The organism is Coleofasciculus sp. G1-WW12-02 (assembly GCF_040219735.1).
Classification (GTDB): domain Bacteria; phylum Cyanobacteriota; class Cyanobacteriia; order Cyanobacteriales; family Coleofasciculaceae; genus Coleofasciculus.
The window spans coordinates 1-18,619 of record NZ_JAVJRX010000069.1 but is presented as its reverse complement, the minus strand read 5'-3'; the positions used below and the strand labels follow the sequence as shown (position 1 = coordinate 18,619).

At 45.9% G+C, this 18,619-nt stretch carries 18 protein-coding genes and 1 pseudogene; 6 read left to right on the top strand and 13 right to left on the bottom strand.

The window, feature by feature from the left end:
* Positions 1-709, bottom strand: a pseudogene (locus RID09_RS12210) (RNA-guided endonuclease InsQ/TnpB family protein); the annotation flags it as partial.
* 60 nt (positions 710-769) lie between these two features.
* Between RID09_RS12210 and RID09_RS12205 the strand changes: the two are divergent.
* Positions 770-1,576, top strand: a complete 807-nt coding sequence (locus tag RID09_RS12205) for a Uma2 family endonuclease (RefSeq protein ID WP_446336214.1) — start codon at positions 770-772, stop codon at positions 1,574-1,576.
* 91 nt (positions 1,577-1,667) lie between these two features.
* Here the strand turns inward: RID09_RS12205 and RID09_RS12200 are convergent, their stop codons facing one another.
* Positions 1,668-2,354, bottom strand: coding sequence for a hypothetical protein (locus RID09_RS12200; protein ID WP_446336213.1), 687 nt, complete (start codon positions 2,352-2,354; stop codon positions 1,668-1,670).
* Positions 2,355-2,644: 290 nt separating this feature from the next.
* The gene (locus RID09_RS12195) at positions 2,645-2,818 is read right to left on the bottom strand and encodes a hypothetical protein (RefSeq protein ID WP_446336212.1); all 174 of its coding nucleotides are present in this window, start codon (positions 2,816-2,818) and stop codon (positions 2,645-2,647) included.
* 177 nt (positions 2,819-2,995) lie between these two features.
* On the opposite strand from RID09_RS12195, the gene fghA reads away from it, so the two are divergent.
* Positions 2,996-3,850 carry an S-formylglutathione hydrolase gene (gene fghA, locus RID09_RS12190; RefSeq protein WP_446336211.1) on the top strand — a complete coding sequence of 285 codons (855 nt, stop codon included), beginning with the start codon at positions 2,996-2,998 and terminating at the stop codon, positions 3,848-3,850.
* A gap of 65 nt (positions 3,851-3,915) precedes the next feature.
* On the opposite strand, the gene RID09_RS12185 is transcribed toward fghA, so the two are convergent.
* The 8 genes from RID09_RS12185 to RID09_RS12150 form a co-directional block, all read right to left on the bottom strand.
* Positions 3,916-5,151, bottom strand: coding sequence for an LL-diaminopimelate aminotransferase (locus RID09_RS12185; protein WP_446336210.1), 1,236 nt, complete (start codon positions 5,149-5,151; stop codon positions 3,916-3,918).
* Between the two features lie 672 nt (positions 5,152-5,823).
* Complete coding sequence (locus RID09_RS12180; protein WP_446336209.1) at positions 5,824-7,470, bottom strand: GspE/PulE family protein; 1,647 nt, start codon at positions 7,468-7,470, stop codon at positions 5,824-5,826.
* Between the two features lie 249 nt (positions 7,471-7,719).
* Positions 7,720-8,046 carry a hypothetical protein gene (locus tag RID09_RS12175; protein WP_446336208.1) on the bottom strand — a complete coding sequence of 109 codons (327 nt, stop codon included), beginning with the start codon at positions 8,044-8,046 and terminating at the stop codon, positions 7,720-7,722.
* Positions 8,047-8,262: 216 nt separating this feature from the next.
* Positions 8,263-9,162 carry a ricin-type beta-trefoil lectin domain protein gene (locus tag RID09_RS12170; protein WP_446336207.1) on the bottom strand — a complete coding sequence of 300 codons (900 nt, stop codon included), beginning with the start codon at positions 9,160-9,162 and terminating at the stop codon, positions 8,263-8,265.
* 456 nt (positions 9,163-9,618) lie between these two features.
* Entirely contained in the window at positions 9,619-9,921 is a 303-nt protein-coding gene (locus RID09_RS12165; protein ID WP_446336206.1) for a hypothetical protein, read from the bottom strand.
* Between the two features lie 131 nt (positions 9,922-10,052).
* Positions 10,053-10,922, bottom strand: coding sequence for a sulfite exporter TauE/SafE family protein (locus tag RID09_RS12160; protein ID WP_446336205.1), 870 nt, complete (start codon positions 10,920-10,922; stop codon positions 10,053-10,055).
* 88 nt (positions 10,923-11,010) lie between these two features.
* Positions 11,011-11,550, bottom strand: coding sequence for a rhodanese-like domain-containing protein (locus tag RID09_RS12155; protein ID WP_446336204.1), 540 nt, complete (start codon positions 11,548-11,550; stop codon positions 11,011-11,013).
* Between the two features lie 78 nt (positions 11,551-11,628).
* The gene (locus RID09_RS12150) at positions 11,629-12,327 is read right to left on the bottom strand and encodes an MBL fold metallo-hydrolase (RefSeq protein ID WP_446336203.1); all 699 of its coding nucleotides are present in this window, start codon (positions 12,325-12,327) and stop codon (positions 11,629-11,631) included.
* Between the two features lie 108 nt (positions 12,328-12,435).
* Here RID09_RS12150 and RID09_RS12145 point away from each other — a divergent pair, with 108 nt between their 5' ends.
* The 3 genes from RID09_RS12145 to RID09_RS12135 all read left to right on the top strand — a co-directional run bounded on the left by RID09_RS12145 (position 12,436) and on the right by RID09_RS12135 (position 15,940).
* Positions 12,436-12,558 (top strand): hypothetical protein, encoded by a 123-nt coding sequence (locus RID09_RS12145; protein WP_446336202.1) that lies wholly within the window; start codon positions 12,436-12,438, stop codon positions 12,556-12,558.
* A gap of 114 nt (positions 12,559-12,672) precedes the next feature.
* Complete coding sequence (gene hflX / locus RID09_RS12140) at positions 12,673-14,391, top strand: GTPase HflX (RefSeq protein WP_446336215.1); 1,719 nt, start codon at positions 12,673-12,675, stop codon at positions 14,389-14,391.
* Between the two features lie 337 nt (positions 14,392-14,728).
* Positions 14,729-15,940 carry an NF038122 family metalloprotease gene (locus RID09_RS12135; protein ID WP_446336201.1) on the top strand — a complete coding sequence of 404 codons (1,212 nt, stop codon included), beginning with the start codon at positions 14,729-14,731 and terminating at the stop codon, positions 15,938-15,940.
* 317 nt (positions 15,941-16,257) lie between these two features.
* Here RID09_RS12135 and RID09_RS12130 read toward each other — a convergent pair whose 3' ends face one another.
* Both RID09_RS12130 and xth read right to left on the bottom strand, forming a co-directional pair.
* Positions 16,258-17,133: an SDR family oxidoreductase gene (locus RID09_RS12130; protein WP_446336200.1), complete on the bottom strand. Its 876-nt coding sequence runs from the start codon at positions 17,131-17,133 to the stop codon at positions 16,258-16,260.
* A gap of 203 nt (positions 17,134-17,336) precedes the next feature.
* A complete protein-coding gene (gene xth / locus RID09_RS12125; protein WP_446336199.1) occupies positions 17,337-18,131 on the bottom strand; it encodes an exodeoxyribonuclease III in 795 nt (264 codons plus the stop codon).
* A 204-nt stretch (positions 18,132-18,335) separates the two neighbouring features.
* Here xth and RID09_RS12120 point away from each other — a divergent pair, with 204 nt between their 5' ends.
* Positions 18,336-18,515 carry a hypothetical protein gene (locus RID09_RS12120; RefSeq protein ID WP_446336198.1) on the top strand — a complete coding sequence of 60 codons (180 nt, stop codon included), beginning with the start codon at positions 18,336-18,338 and terminating at the stop codon, positions 18,513-18,515.
* The last annotated feature ends 104 nt before the right edge of the window (positions 18,516-18,619 follow it).

The window sequence follows — 18,619 nt, the reverse complement described above, 5'->3', positions numbered from 1 at the left end:
CCCTTCCCGACAGCCGTTTCAAGATTTCTCGACATCTACGCCGAGTCGTCCTCGTGCCTTTCGGGGCTTTATTCTGGAGAGATGCTCTAACTTGGGAAAACTTATCTCTGACCTGTTGGATGTCTGTACCGTCCCACTTCTGGCCAACGGAAGTTACCGCAATATCGCGTCGTCCCAAGTCAATGCCAAGAGTCTTCTTGGTGTCGGTTGGTTCGGGTGCCAGGTTCTTAATCTGAATGTGCAGGTAGTAGTGACCATCACCGTGTCTGCATAGCTGAGCCGAAGTTGGATTTCTCCCTTTAAGTTTTCCTCTTTGGTAATTCCCCGCCTTCAGTTCAATTCGTTCTCTGCCGTGAATGGTAGCAAGGCTTATTGTCCAGTCTTGTTCTCTGAATCGAAACAAGTCTTTATCACAGTCCATGCTACTTGGCGCAAAACCCTTAATAGGCTTACCTTTGTGTTTGGCAACCTTGCGGTTAGCGGCAACTCTCGCACAAGCCCTGACTGCCATGTTTGCCACCAAATTAAACTTCTCCTTGATGGTTTGGTAAACCAGAGACTGGATAGCAATTTTGTTGGTTAGCTTAGGATCTGTGTTTTCGTTCACATAGTTACAAGCGTCCGCAAACGCCTGAAGGGTTGCCTCTAAGAAGGCAACTTGTTCAAGCGTTGGTTGGAGTTTTACAACTATCGTGAGAACTTGTTTCATAGCTAAATTATACGACCTAGTGCTACATTAAACAGGATAAAAACAAACCGAGCTCGTGCGATGTCAGCCGATGCTACTCAACAAAAAACATTCCTAAATACAATCCCCGACTGGGAACCACCCCTACCCCCAACCGACCTAATTTTCGACGACGGAGAACCCTTGGAAAGCAACCGCCACCGCATTGCCATGAATGCCCTCATTCGGTTGATGCTGGTTGCCCAATCCGGTCAAACCGATTACTTTACCTCTGGCAATATGTTCATCTACTACAGTAGTGAACAAGTGCGTAACCGAGATTTTAGAGGACCCGATTTCTTTGTCGTTTTAAACGTAGACGGAACGCAAGAACGCCTGGGTTGGGTGGTTTGGGAAGAAAATGGTCGCTATCCTGATGTCATTGTGGAACTAATGTCCCCCTCCACCGCCGCCGTGGATTTAGGTGTCAAAAAAGATATCTACGAGCAAATCTTCCGCACCCCTGATTACTTTGTTTTTGACCCTTTTGACCCGAATTCGTTACAGGGTTGGCATTTAGATGCTAATCAACAGTATCAACTCCTAACACCCAATGGGCAAGGTCGATTATGGTGTCAGCGTTTGCAGTTATGGTTGGGAACTTGGAAAGGAGAAATTGAGGGAAAACCCGCGATTTGGCTGCGTTTCTTTGACTCAGAAGGGAATTTAATTCCTTTGCCCGAAGAAGCAGCAGAACAGGCGAGACAACAAGAAGCCCAAGCCCGAAAACAAGCAGAACAGGCACAACGAGACGCGATTCCTCGATTATTGGCAATGGGATTAACCATGGAACAGGTAGCAGAGGCGTTAGGATTATCAGTGGATGAGATTAATCGGAATGTGCCGTGAGGATGAAATCAGTGTGGCACACCTGAGCAGAATGTCATGCTCCTTATAGATGGTGGGCAATGCCCACCCTACGGTACTTTCTGCCTTGTTGTTAACGCTCGTATTCGACATAATCCACTTGTCTATCATCAAGAGGAGGCGGTATTACTTCAGTGCGTCGTCTAGCTGAGGGGGCGTAAGGAAGCGCATTGTAGGGATGGGGAACAACGTAAGTCGTCCGAGATTGACGCGGTTGTTGTTGTCGCGACAGCACCGCCAATAATCCCACCACGACTACACCGCCACTAATCGTTACCGCCATACCCCCCAATCCCCAAACCAAGCCGGAAATAATTGAATTATCTGGCTCAGACTGCGCCAGAGGAGTTACAGGGGGCGCTGCTTCAATCCGAGGTGGTATGAAACTATTGGGATTATTGGGATTATTGGGATTATTTTGTCCCAAAAGATTATCAATCAACGCTTGCTGGTTTTGCACCTGCGCTTTTAACTGTTCAGTTTCGGCGCGTTGCTGCTCCAGCATGGCTCTCATGCGTTCTACTGTAACCTGCTGCTGTTCAAAATCATTCCCTGGAAAACCCGGTGTCGTCTGAGTTGGCATTTGCGGGTTCTGCCCATAAGTAGGATTATAGGGATTATAAGGATTGCTCTGTGGAAGTTGAGCCGTTTGAGAGGGAGGAGCATTCGTAATGCCAAGACTGTCTCCGCCTTTCATCATAAACAGAAGCGCTACCCCCGCAAAGGCAGCCCCTGTCAGGAATGCCATACCATCACTCATCGCTCTTACCTCACATTTAAAACTGAACTACCACTCATTGTCACTGAATAGACTGACTGCCATTGGTGTGACTTTACTCCTTATGAGTTTATACGCCATTGATTCTATTGGGGGGTTCTCTAGCTATTCTCCGTTTTCTAATTGAAAACGAGAAAGGCTCAATTGTCCATCCCCAAGGATCTTAAAACGTTTCCAGGTGGTATCACCAGAGTTATAAGAATTTCTATATGTATAGAGTTAAAGGTAAATCTACTCTACTATAGCCGCTCAATCCGGATAGTGCTTTGATTTTAGACCATCCAGCGCTCCTGCGATCGCGCCCTCGGCATCACTCCAAAAGGAAGCCAGGGAACATAAGGGGTAGGAGAGAATGTTTCCAGATGAGCGATCGCAGATACCATAGCCGCTTTTTCCGCCTGTGACAACTCTACCCCCGTGAGCAGCGTTCCCGAATAATCACTCATCTCCAGCAGACGATGCTAGCCTGCTTGTGGGACAATAAAACAAGACTGACGCTTGCTTCATGCTTTATCGGATCAATAGTGAATATTAGTCGTCTTGTGGGTATGGGTTGTGCGTCAGGTATCAAAACAGCCGACTTAAAAAGCCACATCTACTGCCGATCACTACATAATTAATCTATGTCCACAGCCCCCAAAATTATCTCAGAAAATCGATGCTTCGGTGGTACAGTTGGCTTTTACTCCCATCCCTCTCAAACCTGTAACACTAAAATGCGGTTTGCCGTTTACCAACCGCCTCAAGCCAAATCAGAACGAGTCCCCGTTCTCTATTTCCTTTCCGGCTTAACCTGTACCGAAGAAAATTTCATGGCAAAAGCCGGAGCACAGCAATTTGCGGCGAAGTATGGATTAATGCTAGTGACACCGGATACCAGTCCCCGCGATACAGGAATTCCGGGAGAAAATGACGACTGGGACTTCGGTACAGGAGCCGGTTTTTACGTCGATGCGACAGTAGAACCCTGGTCAGATCATTATCAAATGTATAGCTATGTGGTTCAGGAATTGCCGGCAATCATTGCCCAACATTTCCCGGCTCAAATCGATCATCAAGGCATTTTTGGTCATTCCATGGGGGGTCATGGAGCGCTGATTTGTGCCTTAAGAAACCCTGAGCAATATACATCCGTTTCCGCCTTAGCCCCCATTGCGGCACCAACACAGTGCCCTTGGGGACAAAAAGCATTTACAAATTATTTGGGTGAAGATGAAGAAAGCTGGCGCATCTATGATGCTAGCGAATTAGTTTTAACCGTTGGATATAAGCGCCCAATTCTCATTGATCAAGGAACAGCCGATCCCTTTTTAGAAAAGCAGCAATTGCTTCCCGGTATCTTTGCCCAAGCCTGTGAAAAAGCTGGGGTTCCTTTAACATTACGCTTCCAAGAAGGGTATAATCACAGCTATTATTTTATTTCCTCGTTCGTTAAAGACCACATTCGCCATCACGCGGCGGTGTTAAAGCAAAATTGATCCCCTCGAAAAGATTTCTAAATTAGAACCCCGACTTCTTAAAGCAGTCGGGGTTCTGCTAGAGTCTAAACCTTAAACTTCTGGGTAATTCGCTTCATCGCCTCTTCCACATTCTCCCGACTATTAAACGCCGAAATCCGGAAATAGCCTTCACCCGCCGCCCCAAATCCAGAACCGGGCGTTCCGACAACATAACAGGTTTGTAGTAACTTATCGAAGAAATCCCAACTGGATAAACCATCGGGTGTCTTCACCCAAATATAAGGTGCATGAACCCCTCCATACACACTTAATCCCGCTTCCGTTAGTTTCTGACGAATAATCGTGGCGTTTTCCAAATAAAAGTGAACCAACGCCTTCACCTGCGCTTGTCCCTCATCAGAATACACCGCCTCAGCCCCCCGTTGCACAATATAGGACACACCATTAAACTTGGTAGACTGGCGGCGATTCCACAGCTTCCAGAGTTCCACATCTGAACCATCTGATGCTTTCGCGGTTAAGGTTTTGGGGACAACTGTCAACGCACAACGAGTTCCGGTAAACCCCGCATTCTTAGAAAACGAACGAAACTCGATCGCACAATCTCGCGCCCCTTCAATTTCATAGATAGAATGGGGTAGACTCTCGTCGGTGATAAACGCTTCATAAGCCGCGTCAAAGAAAATAATTGACCCATTCGCTTTCGCATAATCCACCCACGCCTTCAGGTTTTCCTGAGTAGCCGTAGCGCCTGTGGGATTATTCGGGAAGCACAGATAAATCAAATCCACCTTCTGAGACGGAATCTCTGCTGTAAAATTATTCTCGGCGGTAATCGGCAAATAGACTAATCCCTCAAATTCACCCTTCTCGTTCACCTCTCTGGTATGTCCCGCCATCACATTTGTGTCCACGTAGACGGGATAAACGGGGTCAGTTACGGCAATTTTGTTAGTTTTGCCAAAAATATCTAGAATATTGCCCGTATCGCACTTAGAACCGTCGGAGATGAAGATTTCCGCAGCATCCACCTGACATCCCCGCGCCTGGAAATCCTGGGCGGCTATTTTCTCCCGCAGCCAGGGATACCCCTGTTCGGGTCCATAGCCTCGGAAGGACTCCCGATTCCCCATATCCTCTACCGCTTGAATCATCGCGGTGCGACAGGCTTCGGGTAAGGGTTCGGTAACATCGCCAATTCCCAGTTTAATGATATCGGCATCGGGGTTAGCTTGAGCAAAGGTATTCACCCGGCGGGCAATTTCGGGAAACAGGTAGCCGGCTTTGAGTTTCAGGTAGTTATCGTTGATAGTTGCCATAGTGAGTTGCTAAGAACGTCGTAAACCAGCTTACTGCTAACTGTAGCGCTTGCATCACCGACTACTAGGGATGCTACATCGATAGAACTCAATCAACAAAATCAGTGAACAAAAGCGATCAAAATCTATCAACTTAGGGATTGAGTTTATGTCTCCTATCTTCCTTTCGTTCTGTAGGGGCGAGTCGCTGAACTATCTTCACGGGGAAATGCATTAATTTTCTCGACTCGCCCCGCTATCTTTTCGGAGAAATCCCTTAATTTTCTGGGACAGATCCTTCATTGGTGTCAACTTAATCTCAAAACTTCACTCACCTGACTAGCGCTTAAAGTTTAGATCCCCCTCAATCCCCCATGGAACAAAAAGCGAAGCAACTTCTGGTCTCCCCGTGCAAAAAAAGCGAAGCATCCTTTGGCTTCCCCCTTAAAAAGGGGGACGGGAGGGGGATCTAATAGGGGGACGGAAGGGGGATCTAATAGGGGGACTTTGAATAATTTATGGTTCCCCGTTTTTTAAGGGAGGCTAGGGCGAATCTCTCTAACCCACCCTACAGATTAAGCTTATTCTGGGTTTATAGATCGGCACATTTTCCCATGATAAAAAAATACCTCAAACTACCCAAAAAGTCAAGGGCTGAGGTACACCTACAAAGCCATAAATTAATTGCCTCTCTTAGGGAACCTTTCGGTATAAAGCACTGTGAGGTAACACCCGCAATACCTCGGTTAACGTAGTAACTCCCTGGGTCACCTTTTCAATTGCCGCAATCCGAAACGAATCAAAACTAATTTCCTCTAAATACTGATGTAACTGCGTCATACTTCCCTCATAAATTAACTGCCGCACCCTATCATCAACATTTAAAATTTCCACAATCGCTTCCCGCCCTAAATAGCCAGAATTAAAGCATTTAGAACAGCCCTTTCCTTGACGCCAAGCTTGAGGATTCGCCTCCTCCCTCGATACCCCTAATTTTCGTAAATCCTTTTCCGTGGGATTGTAAGGTTCGGCACAGTGGGGGCAGATTTTTCGGACTAAACGCTGTGCCACAATCCCTAATAACGCATCACTGACTAAACCCGGATCAGGTCCAATATCTTTAAGCCGAGGAATCGCACTCACTGCATCATTAGTATGCAACGTGGTTAAAACTAAATGTCCCGTTAATGCAGCACGAATCGCCGTTTCTGCCGTTTCGTTATCCCGGATTTCGCCCACCATAATAATATCCGGATCTTGGCGTAAAATAGCACGTAAACCCGCCGCTAATGTCATCCCCGCCGCTTCATGAACTTGGGTTTGAGTAATCCGAGGTAAAACATATTCTACCGGATCTTCTACTGTCACCACATTCACATGTTCAGTTGCCACAAATTGCAATGAATTGTACAATGTACTGGTTTTTCCCGAACCCGTGGGACCGGTAAGAATAACCATTCCTTGGGGTTGTTGTAACCAATTCTTATAGATATCCAGTTTCTTCTGTGAAAATCCCAAATCGGCTAAACCCGAAAAGGGATTTCGTCGGGGAAGTAAGCGAATTACTACTTTTTCTCCTCCCACACAAGGAAGGGTACTCACTCGCATATCCAAACCCAAATCCGTTTCATCACCAGAGGTATAATGTTCGCCAATCCGCCCATCTTGGGGGCGGCGACTTTCTGCAATATCCATATTAGACATTACTTTCAGGGCGACAATACAAGGGCGACTAATATCAGCGGGTAGGGTAGTAATATTCCGGAGAATCCCATCAATCCGATAGCGCACTCGCAATCCTTCCGGTGTAGGTTCTAAGTGAATATCGCTGGCGCGGTTGCGGAGGGCACCGGAGATAATGGTTTTAATCCGAGTAATTTGGTTATCGGCTTTCTTGAGATAAAGTTCGGTGGTTTCAGTAATATCTTCGGGTTCTGACTCCCCAGTAATCGGATTAACCGGGGACGTAGACGTGATATTATTACCGTTATAGGTTTGACTCAGATGCCAAGTGCGATAACTCTTGGGGGCTATAGGAATAATCTTAACCTCCGTCAGGGTGCGATCGCACAATGTCTGAATCGCTTCTGGTGTCAGAGAGATGGGACATCCCAAATAGTAACAACCGCGCCAAAGTAACAGGGGAATCACCGGGGGTAAGTCGCTGCGATTGGAGAGTTGGCGAAAGAAGCGGGTGCTGACTTCGGCGTCAAGTTGATCGATGTTGAGGATTCCGCGATTATCGACTAAGAGGTTGAGGGCAAATTCACAGCTAATTTCTCGGTTTACTAATTTCTGCCAAGCCGTCTTTTGGCTAGGCATTAAAGGAGTAATCGTCATAATGTTTTTCTGAATTCTATTGTTTACAAAACTTTACAACCCTTAATTTCACAATAACGGAATTGCCGTTTGATTGTCAAATCGGATTTCCGGTTCCCTCCCCTGATCAAGGGGAGGGTTAGGGAGGGGTCAGATCAAGGTATGGCTTTATTTTTGAAGCTTCAGTTGACACATAAGACCGAACTGCGCTATTTATTCCCTGTGTTCTAAGCTTAATTTAGCAATCATAATTTATATAGCAGATTACTTTTACTCTTTGCTTAACTGATTTGCTTCCTGTGTTTCGGCTGAAGGAATAAGCCATCGATTTTCTTGAGCTTGTTTAGGCGTTAAACAAACCAGACTTGCCTGATTTTCTCGACAAATGTTCCCATTTAACCAATAGGGTTTACTCCAGATTTGCCAATTGGGTGTAGCCAGAATTGAGGAAATGGATTGACTTGAGCGTGATTCTGGATAGATTGGCTGAGAACCTCCACCCGCTTGTGCCTTTGACAAAAATAAACCAAAGAACAACAGTTCAAACAAAAATATCTTGCTCCAAAATATTGTCTTTGTAGCCAAGAATCTATTCATAATTTTTACTCCTGATGTCAAGGTAGTGATTGCTATTAGATAAGTGGGGAAAGGGCGCACGTCGGCAAAGGGCGCACGTCGGTGCGCCCCTACAGATAATCTGTGTTGCACCAAAAGGAGAACCGTTATAGGTGATGAGCCAGGGTTGACAAGATTTTCGCCAAGTCAACCCTAAGCTAAAAGATTATGGCGACTCAATCGAATGCTGATTCACGATTAGTTAGTGCGCCAACGTTGATTAGGATTACCCGAATTACAGTCCCACAAATGAACCTTTCCACCGTCTTTGCGATCGGGCATATCCAGGCAGAAGTTCTTGTTAGTATTAGCCCGTTTGATTTGTAAATAGCCACCCCCTAAATCATTCAAAGCCCAGTTTTGGTCTGGATCACTTGGGTTGCAGGGCCAAACATTTACTCGTGCGCCGTTATAAAGATAATGAGCATTGAGACATTTACCTGTGGATTTGTTCTTTAACAACGTTCCCCAGTTCCCCCGTAACCGTTCAAAATGTTGGTCTGGATCACGATCATTGCGTCGCCATGATGACATAATCGGATAGCCATCAATACGATAAAAGTAATTGTTCGTATTCAGGGCGTAGTCACCAATAAAGTAGGTTTTCTGTCCACTAGGAGGGTTGGACGTGTTTCCGCGAACCCAGTAAGAAACCGTACTCGTATTTTTAGGATAGGGGTTGTACCAATTTTTACTGAAATTGTTGCAATTAAGCGAAACGCCATGACCCCCAAAGTTAGTATTATCGACAAGAATTTGCCATTTGTCTCCTAGATTGCGAACTTGACTAATTACTCCAACATGACCATAGGTTTGATTTACAAAAGTATACCGGGAAAACCCAGGTTGGAAAATTGCAATAGCACCAACTTGTGGCTGTGAAACTTGCCGAAAGCCACGGGCAGCTAGTGCTGGTCCCATGTCTTTTGCATTTCCAACGGCACCGCTAAGCCCAAAGCGTCTTTTGACATACTCTACACACTCGCAGTGTTGAGCAGCTTGACTAGGAGCGGTGGAGAGAAGTATGCTTGCACCTAATCCACTTAAGGCGAAAATCGAAGTTGCTGCGATCGCAGAAATGAAACGTTTAGTCTTCATAATTCTTGTCCTGCAATAAAAATTTGCCTCGAAACAAGCAAAAAGCCGGAGAAGCGGATCACTTAAATCCACTTCACCGGCTTCGTGAGACTCACACCCATCAAATGCCTGGTGTATCTAACAGATATTGACTGATTTGTCCTTGTGCCTCAGCAGTGCCAGTCCTCTCAACCGTGCGACACGACCTGAGACAATCCTCAAAACTTTGTGCTGAATCCTATAGCTGATAAGGGTTACAGACTAGGGAGGGAGATTACGCGATCGCATCCCCCATTTTTGGCTTAATTCTCTTCTGGTCTGCTTCTTACTGGGGAAACTTGAAAAGCAAGAACGCTAACACCAGTGCCAAATTAACGAACGATCGTATCCTAACAATGAATTTCCTCCGAAAAACGAAACTTTTATATTTCTTTACAATCATGGATTGCCACTAACTTAAGAGAAATGGCACGCACCTTAAGCGGAATGTCGTAAACTTGGACGCGATCCGGGTTGACTAGAGCATGACATTCCGTTTCCGACTGTAGTTGATGAAAAAGGAGAAAACGTACCGTTCACCTTCTGTTCAACTTCCTCATTCGTAATCACATAACGGTAAGAAGTTGAACCCTGAATAATCACCCGGATTTTGTCCTCCTTAAATCGTTCGCTACTCACCTCTATACGTCCAAAACCCGTTTCAACCCACGCCTGAAGCAGGATTGTCTCCAAGCGTTGCAGGAACTCATCGATATTCGGGGTAGTAGAATCGGATGACATAACTGATGCCTCTAGGATACTGATTGTTGCTGGCGATATGTCCAACTAAATCCATTAAATATCCTATGTCCCTAGAAAAACCTACCCGAAGGTATCAAAAGGTATCAAAAGGTATCAACTTCAAACTTTTCCTAAACTGGGTAATTAACCGCAGCGACACGAGACTTGATCATCTGCTCCCCCGGCTTCTCCCTTGATTCCGTCTGACTCTGTTGTGAGGTAAAAACCTGACGATTTTGAAATAAAATAAACGCAGCTACGGCAATTAAAAAATAACCAAAAATCTTTTGTAACTGTTGAGCTTTTACATACTGCGCCAAATACGCCCCACCTAAAATCCCCACACTCGCCGCCACAATAAACGAACCCATTAATCCCCAATCGAGGGGAACTTGTCCCAAATATCCCAGAAATGCAGCTACAGAGTTACAGGCAATAATTAATAATGAAGTCCCCACAGCTTCTTTCATCGGCGTATTTCCTAATAATACCAACGCTGGAACGATCGCAAACCCACCCCCAACCCCGACTAAACCCGTCAATACGCCCACTCCTAACCCTTCAGTTAGCATCCACAACCAACAATATTTACACACTGGTGCAGGATAATACTGCAAGTCGTGATCGGGTTTAGTTGATTTACGACTTTTGCGGATCATAAATCCAGCCGCAATCATCATCATTACCGCAAATAAAATAAGCTGAAATGTTCCGCTGACAAAAAAGGCTAACTTTGCCCCCAAAAACGCGCCTAACATCGTCGCCGCCCCGAACATAAACGCCTTTTTGAAATTCACATTTCCTCGCCGCCAGTGCGGGATAACCCCAATCAGGCTAACGGTTCCCACGATAACCAACGTCATCGCGATCGCGCTTTTCGCTTCCACCCCCATTACATACACTAAAATGGGCAAGGCTAGCACCGAACCTCCGCCACCCATTAACCCCAAACTAATACCAATTCCGGCGGCGAGAATTAGCCCAATTATCCAAGTCGTCATTTGTCATTTGTCCTTGGTCATTTTTAATTGGTCAACACCCTTTAGGGTGGGCATTGCCCACCAACCTTAAATCAGTAACCTATCACATTTAAACTCGTTGGTTGTAAGGAAGTTTTGCCAGTAAAATACCCATCGCACAGGTTCCACTCACCCCAGCAAAGACTAATCCTGCACCAACAAAACCACTCAAAATTAAAAACCCAGGAGAGACAAACGCGCCCAATACGGTTCCCGTAAAGACTAATGTACCTGCAACAATTTGCACTTGTCGGAATAAACTAATTGGCGCATTTTTCTTCACCTGGGTTTGATAACCAGCCGCTTTCCAAGTTGGCAATCCGCCTTGAAGATGGGTCACGGATTCAACTCCCGAATCGAAGAGTTTTTGGGCGGCTTTTTTCGAGCGATTCCCGCTTTGACAGTACAATACAACCTGTTGATCTGTTTCCGGTTTAACCTCTGCGGGATTCAGGTTAGACAGTGGCATTAATTTTGCCCCAGGAATATGTTCGCTAGCATATTCTCCCGGTTCCCGCACGTCAATGAGCATCACTTGTTGACGATCCAGCCATTGTTTTAAGGTTTGGGCATTAATTTCTTGTAGATTGTTGGCATTGGCTAAAACCATGAGTTTTTCTCCTTATCTATGTGCAAAAGTTTCTAACTTAACCTATTGGTGTAGATTTCTACAGTAATCCCTGTTTTTTTATGCTTTAATCGCTACTTTGCCACAGCGTTCGTTAGCGGGAACAGCTTCCATAATCTTTTTGGGGTCAGGAAGATTTAGGTTATTCATCAATTCGATAAAGCTGGCGCGATCGCGATTCGCTAATCGGGGATTCCATTGCTTTTCTTCGCCAATTGTGGATACGGTATGTCCCCGATAATCATGACTGGGATACACCAGGGTTGCATCGGGTAAACTAAATAACTTTTGGGTAATGGAATCAAATAACGTGCCTGCATCACCGCTTTGGAAATCAGTTCGACCGCATCCCCGAATTAACAGACAATCCCCAGTCAGAACCCGATCGCGATTCACCCAATAGGCGTTATGACTATCGGTATGACCCGGAGTCGCGATCGCAACAATCTCAACTGAACCCACCATTAATACCTCACCATCCCCAAAAAAGCGGTCAGCACAAGCAGCCGAGGCATTTTGAGGAACCACACCCTGACAGTGGGTTAACTGGCGCAGTTGGGCTGTTCCGGTGACGTGATCGGCGTGAATGTGCGTTTCTAGGCAATACTGTAGGGTTAATCCCAACTCATCGAGAAGTTTGCGATCGCGATCCACCTGTTCTTTGACCGGATCGACCAAAATGGCGTCTTTTGTGGTTAAATCAGCGATGAGGTAGGTATAGGTGCTCGTTTCACTGTCAAACAGTTGACGAAATAGCATTGGCTTATCTCCCTATGACTGTTTTGATCTATTTATTTACTAAATTACTATCTAGCTATATTGACATTATCTCACCCCAGAGATACCTGTCAAGAGGGAGATGAGGAGATGCATGCATTCGTAGGGGTGAAGCATTCGCGCCCAAATCTATCGGTTTTCTACCAAAGTCCCAACGCGAATGCTTCACCCAATCCCCGGTTTGCCAATCCCCGGTTCGCCAATGACCAATGAAAAATGACCAATGACCAATGACCAATGACCAATGACAAATGACAAATGACAAATGACCAAACTCGCTAAAATAAACAAAAGTAGAGTCAGGAGCCAGTTTACTGGAAGTCGCCTATCGAAACGATCTATGGCAATCTTGTGGGCTTAAAGCCTAGCCAACTCAAACAACTGCAACGCCTATATCAACAGCGCTTACCCGGCGATCACTTGACCACGCCGGAATTTGCCCAAAGGTTGGCAGCGATTAGCGCGGATATCAAACAGCCACTGTGTACCTACCTCAATCGCCGAGGACAGGTGATTCGGGTAGGAGTAGGAACACCAACTCAAACCAAAATCCCCCCCTTGGAATTACCCCGCTATGGTGCAGAACGATTGTGTGGGATTCGCTGCATTGCGACTCAACTCAAATCACATACCCTGCGTAACGCCGACTTAACCGCCATGGCGATTCAGCGTTTGGATGCTTTAGTCATGCTCACCGTGAGTGAGTCAGGATTTGAACGGCGGGGTGGTGGCGCCACCGGATATGTGCAAGAAACCTATTTAGCCCATCTGATTCCAGTTACTCAGTCCTCCAGACAAGATGGTGATGGTCAACCCAATTGGCTTATGTCCCCACCATTAAGTCTGGATCTGTTGACCAAACAAGATTTCTTGGATTTAGTCGAAGGACTCGAAGCTGAATTTCGCCGTGAATTTATCGCCCAACATGTCGATGTCGATCAAGATCGGGTGTTGATTGTGGGGGTGATGACAGGGGATATAACCAAGGAACGCTTTGAAGATGGGTTAGCCGAAATTGCCCGACTGGTGCAAACCGCCGGAGGGGAAGTATTACAGACGATGCGACAGAAGCGATCGCACCCTCATCCCCAAACCGTTGTCGGCGCGGGAAAAGTGCAGGAAATTGCCCTGACGGTGCAGACATTAGGGGCAAATCTGGTTGTATTTGACCGAGACTTATCCCCCGCCCAAGTCCGCAACTTAGAAGCCCAAACCGGGGTACGAGTCGTTGATCGCACTGAAGTAATATTAGATATATTCGCCCAACGCGCCCAATCCCGTGCCGGGAAATTACAGGTCGAATTAGCACAGTTAGAATACATGATGCCACGCCTGACGGGTCGAGGTCAAGCTATGTCCCGGTTAGGGGGCGGAATTGGCACTCGCGGTCCTGGGGAAACCAAACTGGAAACCGAACGCCGTGCAATTCAGCGCCGGATTGCCCGATTGCAACAAGAGGTGAACCAGTTGCAGGCACATCGATCGCGGATGCGACAACGACGCCAGAAGCAGGATGTACCGACTATTTCTGTTGTTGGTTATACAAATGCTGGCAAATCGACGTTGTTAAATACATTAACTAATGCCGAAGTCTACACAGCCGATCAATTGTTTGCCACCCTCGATCCAACCACCCGACGCCTACCGATTACCGAGACGGAGACAGGGGAATCGATTAATATTCTGCTAACCGATACCGTGGGATTCATTCACGAATTACCACCCCCCCTCGTCGATTCCTTCCGCGCCACGCTAGAAGAGGTGACAGAAGCCGATGCTTTAATACATCTGGTGGATTTATCCCATCCCGCATGGCAAAATCATATTCGTTCAGTCATGTCCATTTTGGCAGACATGCCCGTGACACCCGGACCGATTCTGGTAGTGTTTAATAAGATTGACCAAGCAGACAGCGATACCCTAGCCGTAGCCCAAGAAGAATTTCCCCAAGGGGTATTTATTTCTGCTAGCCAGCGGTTAGGGCTAGAAACCCTACGACAGAAATTAGCCCAGTTAGTTGAGTATGCGATCGCACCGCAAATGTAGATGGGGGAGTTATCAGTTGTCAGTTGTCAGTTATCAGTTATCAGTTATCAGGAGATGGGGGAGATTGTGTAGGGGCGGGTTTCACTACTATCTTTTTGGTTATACCCAGATGTAAATAAACCCGCCCCGACTTCACGTAATGACCAATAACCAATGACCAATGACCAATGACTCAGTATAATTTCCGACTTTATCTGTCGCTTCCCTAGTCAGACATGGTTTTGAATGCAATACTTCTTTTCCGAATGATAAATGACGAAATATCCGTTGTGTCAGATTATTGAAGGGATGGATACAGAGTGCATCGTTGAGCAAACATTATTGAGTTAGGCGAGTTATGAAGCATAAGCCCTCACATCTGGGTCAGTATGTCCGATCACTCACACCATTAACAGCTCTTGTCTTTGCCGTAGAAATCAGTTTGGGCACCGCCGCACAAGCCCTACAATTTAACTTTAGTCCGTCATCGGGAACTTCTCAACAGGCACTCAATGGATTCACGGCGGCTGGAGAGCTTTGGTCTGATCGATTAATCGATGATGTTACCATCAACATTAACATTGATTTTGAGTCGCTGGGTTCTGGCATTTTAGGTCAGGCGAGTAGCAACAGAGTTGGCAAGAAATATGCTAATGTTCGCAATGCCTTAAGCAATGACCGATTATCTACCGATGATTATAAAGCCGTTGCCAATTTGCAAACCGATTCGTTTCTTGATTTTCTGACGACCGATCCATTTTCGGGTAATAGGATCAGGGATAATAATGATACCACTAATAATTATTATCTGGATATCAACCGAGCAAATGCCAAGGCTCTCGGCTTAATCAGAGGGAACCATCGCTCGACTGATGCGACGATTAAATTTAACAGTGACTTCAATTTCGACTTTAATCGTAGTAATGGAATTAGCAGCAATGCTTTCGATTTCGTGGGAATAGCGGCTCATGAAATCGGTCATGCTTTGGGGTTTTCTAGTGGCGTAGATACTGTAGACTACTATTCCGAACCCGATGGACTAGGCGCTCCCTTATCACTTGATGGGTACAGAATTTTTAGCCCACTGGATCTATTTCGCTACTCTGAAAATAGTGCCAACCGGGGTATTTTGGACTTAGCCGCCGGGAGCACGGCGTATTTTTCCATTGATGGGGGGGAAACAAACCTCGGTTTATTTGCCACGGGTAGCTATAACGGAGATGGACGCCAAGCCAGTCACTGGAAGAATAACCAAAGTTTGGGAATCATGAACCCGACAGTAGGAAGTGGCGAACTCTTAAGCATTAGCGATTTGGATTTGCAAGCGTTTGATGTTATTGGTTGGAATCTGGCAAGTAATACCACTAGCAATAGTACGGGTTCTGCTAATAGTCTTCTTAGTACATCCACTGATAACCAGGTTTCCGATATCGAGAATTTTGCCGTTGCTAATCAGTCCTTGACGAGTACAGATGATGTAACCTCAGTACCAGAACCCACCTCCGTGGTTGGGTTAATCGCCCTGGGTGTAGGATTCGGGTTACAGCGGTGTCGGCGCGATAGTCGTTAACCTGTGGCGTTTTCCCCAGTAGGGGCGGGTGTTACCGTTATCATTACTAGCCCCAGCCCAATATAGCAACCGCCAAAACAGTTAGGACACCAAACGTGCTTTAAACCGGGCGCAAGGATGGTGCCCCTACAATGCTAATCCACCAATTCCGCTTCGCCTCATTCCCAGGCTCCGCCTGGGAATGCCTCTGTTGAGGCTCTGCCTCCCAATGTCGTGGCTTTAGCCGCAAAGACGTCCATTATCATGGCACGGCGAGAAGACCTAAGAAAATCTAGGGCTCGCATCCCTTACTACGGACGAAGGAAGGAAATGAATCCTTATGTTACTAAATACCGCTTCAGAAAACTTTCTAATGATTCCATGTTCAAATTGTAGATAGACTCAATCTCAGCAATTTGTTCCGAAGTACAGAAAAACTCATTCGTCAGTAAGGTTCGTAACGTATTTAACCCATTACGAACTTTTGGATTAACCAACTCTAACGCCGTTTTCACCCCATCAAAGACAAACAAGGGCGGATTAATAACAATCGGTTCTCGATTAAATACGCGACCAAAAATTTGAGGGATATCTTCTCGTTTCAGAATATCAGCTCCCCCCACGGGGAAAATTTGATTGTGTGCCGCTTCAATGCTAATCGAAGCAACAGCAATTTTTGCCAAATCATCGGTACTCACAATAGACGAGCGATGTTTGGGGTTTCCGTTGAGCAGATAAACTCCAGTTTGGCGAAATTGCTCTGCTAATGGTAAAAGATTGGACGCAAAACCAGAAGGGCGAAGAATCGTATAAGTGATATCACTTCCTTGTAAATACTTTTCCACGGCTCGCTTCGCCTTAAAAACTGGCGCATTTTGATACTCTCGTTCTGCACCTAATACTGAAATATAAACAAACTGTTTAACTCCCTGTACTTTTGCCTGATCAATCAATTCTCGATTGGCTCGATAATCGAGTGCTTGAGCATCACCTCCAGAGCCGTGGGCGCTAATAATATAATCAACCCCCTGACAGGCTTTTTCAATATCTCTATCGTGGCGCAAATCACCAATAAAAACTTCTGCGCCTCGGTTTTCTAATTCCTGATAATTCGACGATAACCGGACAAACGCCCGTACTGGCAATTCCCGTTCCCTTAATACCCGGACAATCCGGCGTCCTAATCCTCCAGTAGCGCCCGTAACTAAATACATAAAAACCTCCTCTGTGTTAACATAAAGGGCGATCCGATCCTCTGTAGGGGCGGGTTTTACTACTATCTTTTCGATTGCACCTCAATGTGACTAAACCCGCCCTGTTTCTGGAGTTATTCTTTATAGTTTGTAGTCAGCGATGCAAGCGCTTATGGCACTAAAGTGCCTACTACAAACCCAGCTTTAAGTGAGTGCCATTCATCTTAACTCTCAAACTCAACAATAACAGGTGCATGATCGCTAGGCTTCTCCAGTTTTCTCGGTTCTACATCAATCCTACAACTGGTTGCTGCTTCATACAGCTTTGGCGTCAGATAATGATGGTCAATCCGCCAACCTCGGTTACGGCTAAACCCACCATGGCGATAATCCCACCAGCTAAAATGTCCCCCGTCTTGAGTAAACTTACGAAATGCATCCCCTAACCCTAGCGCCAACACCTCCTCTAAGGCTTGGCGTTCTGTTGGCGATGCCATAATATGCTTGTCTTTATTCTTGGGATTATGAATATCTCGGTCATCGGGAGCAATATTAAAATCCCCACAGATACAGAGTTCATGAGACTGAGTATCTAAGAGCGATCGCACATACTCCTGTAACAGTTTTAACCAGCGCAATTTATACTCATATTTCTCACTTCCCACCTCAGCACCATTAGGAACATAGAGATTAATAATCCGAATGCCATCCAGGATACCTGTAATCACCCGCTTCTGCCCGTCCAATTCTCCCACCTCCTCTGGCGTCAACACTCCCGTAAACCCCACACTCACCGCTTCTAAAGGTTTACGGCTAAACAGTGCCACCCCGTTATAGGATTTTTGCCCCGACACATAGAGATGATAGCCTAAGTCTTCAAAGCGCGATCGCGGAAATTGCTCATCAACGACTTTGGTTTCCTGCAAACACAGCACATCTACAGGATTGTCTATTAACCACTGACAGACATGATCTTGGCGGGTGCGAATTGAGTTAACATTCCAGGTGGCGATTTTCATAATATTGTCTATATTTATTTAACTCGCGAGGAGGTTAGGGAAGCAATCAGTCCTACATCATCATCTTTGATTCGTACAGACGTGACCATGGAACGTCTCCGGTGGAACTATTTTAAGTGATGTCAATAGCCCTCAAACCCTGACAAATGACGTAGCTTGCTTCTCCACCTTTAACGTTAATATCCATCTACTGAAGGTTCTATCGTGAAACACAGATATTTAGGGTTAATTGGACTCCTATCACTATCGGGGATAACCAGTCTCCTCTTTGGCACACCAGTCTTCGCCACAACCGTTGAGCCAATAGCTCCCAGGATAGCCCAACAGACGGCTAACTCTGATGCGGCTGACCGAGAACTAGGGATACAAGCCTCGTCCTTTTAGGACGACTTTTTATTTTCTCTTAGTCTTGTATTGTAATAAATAATGTGTTAATCTATAAAATTAGTCTAGCACAGGCGAAAGTCGTGAGTATCGCCAATCGATTT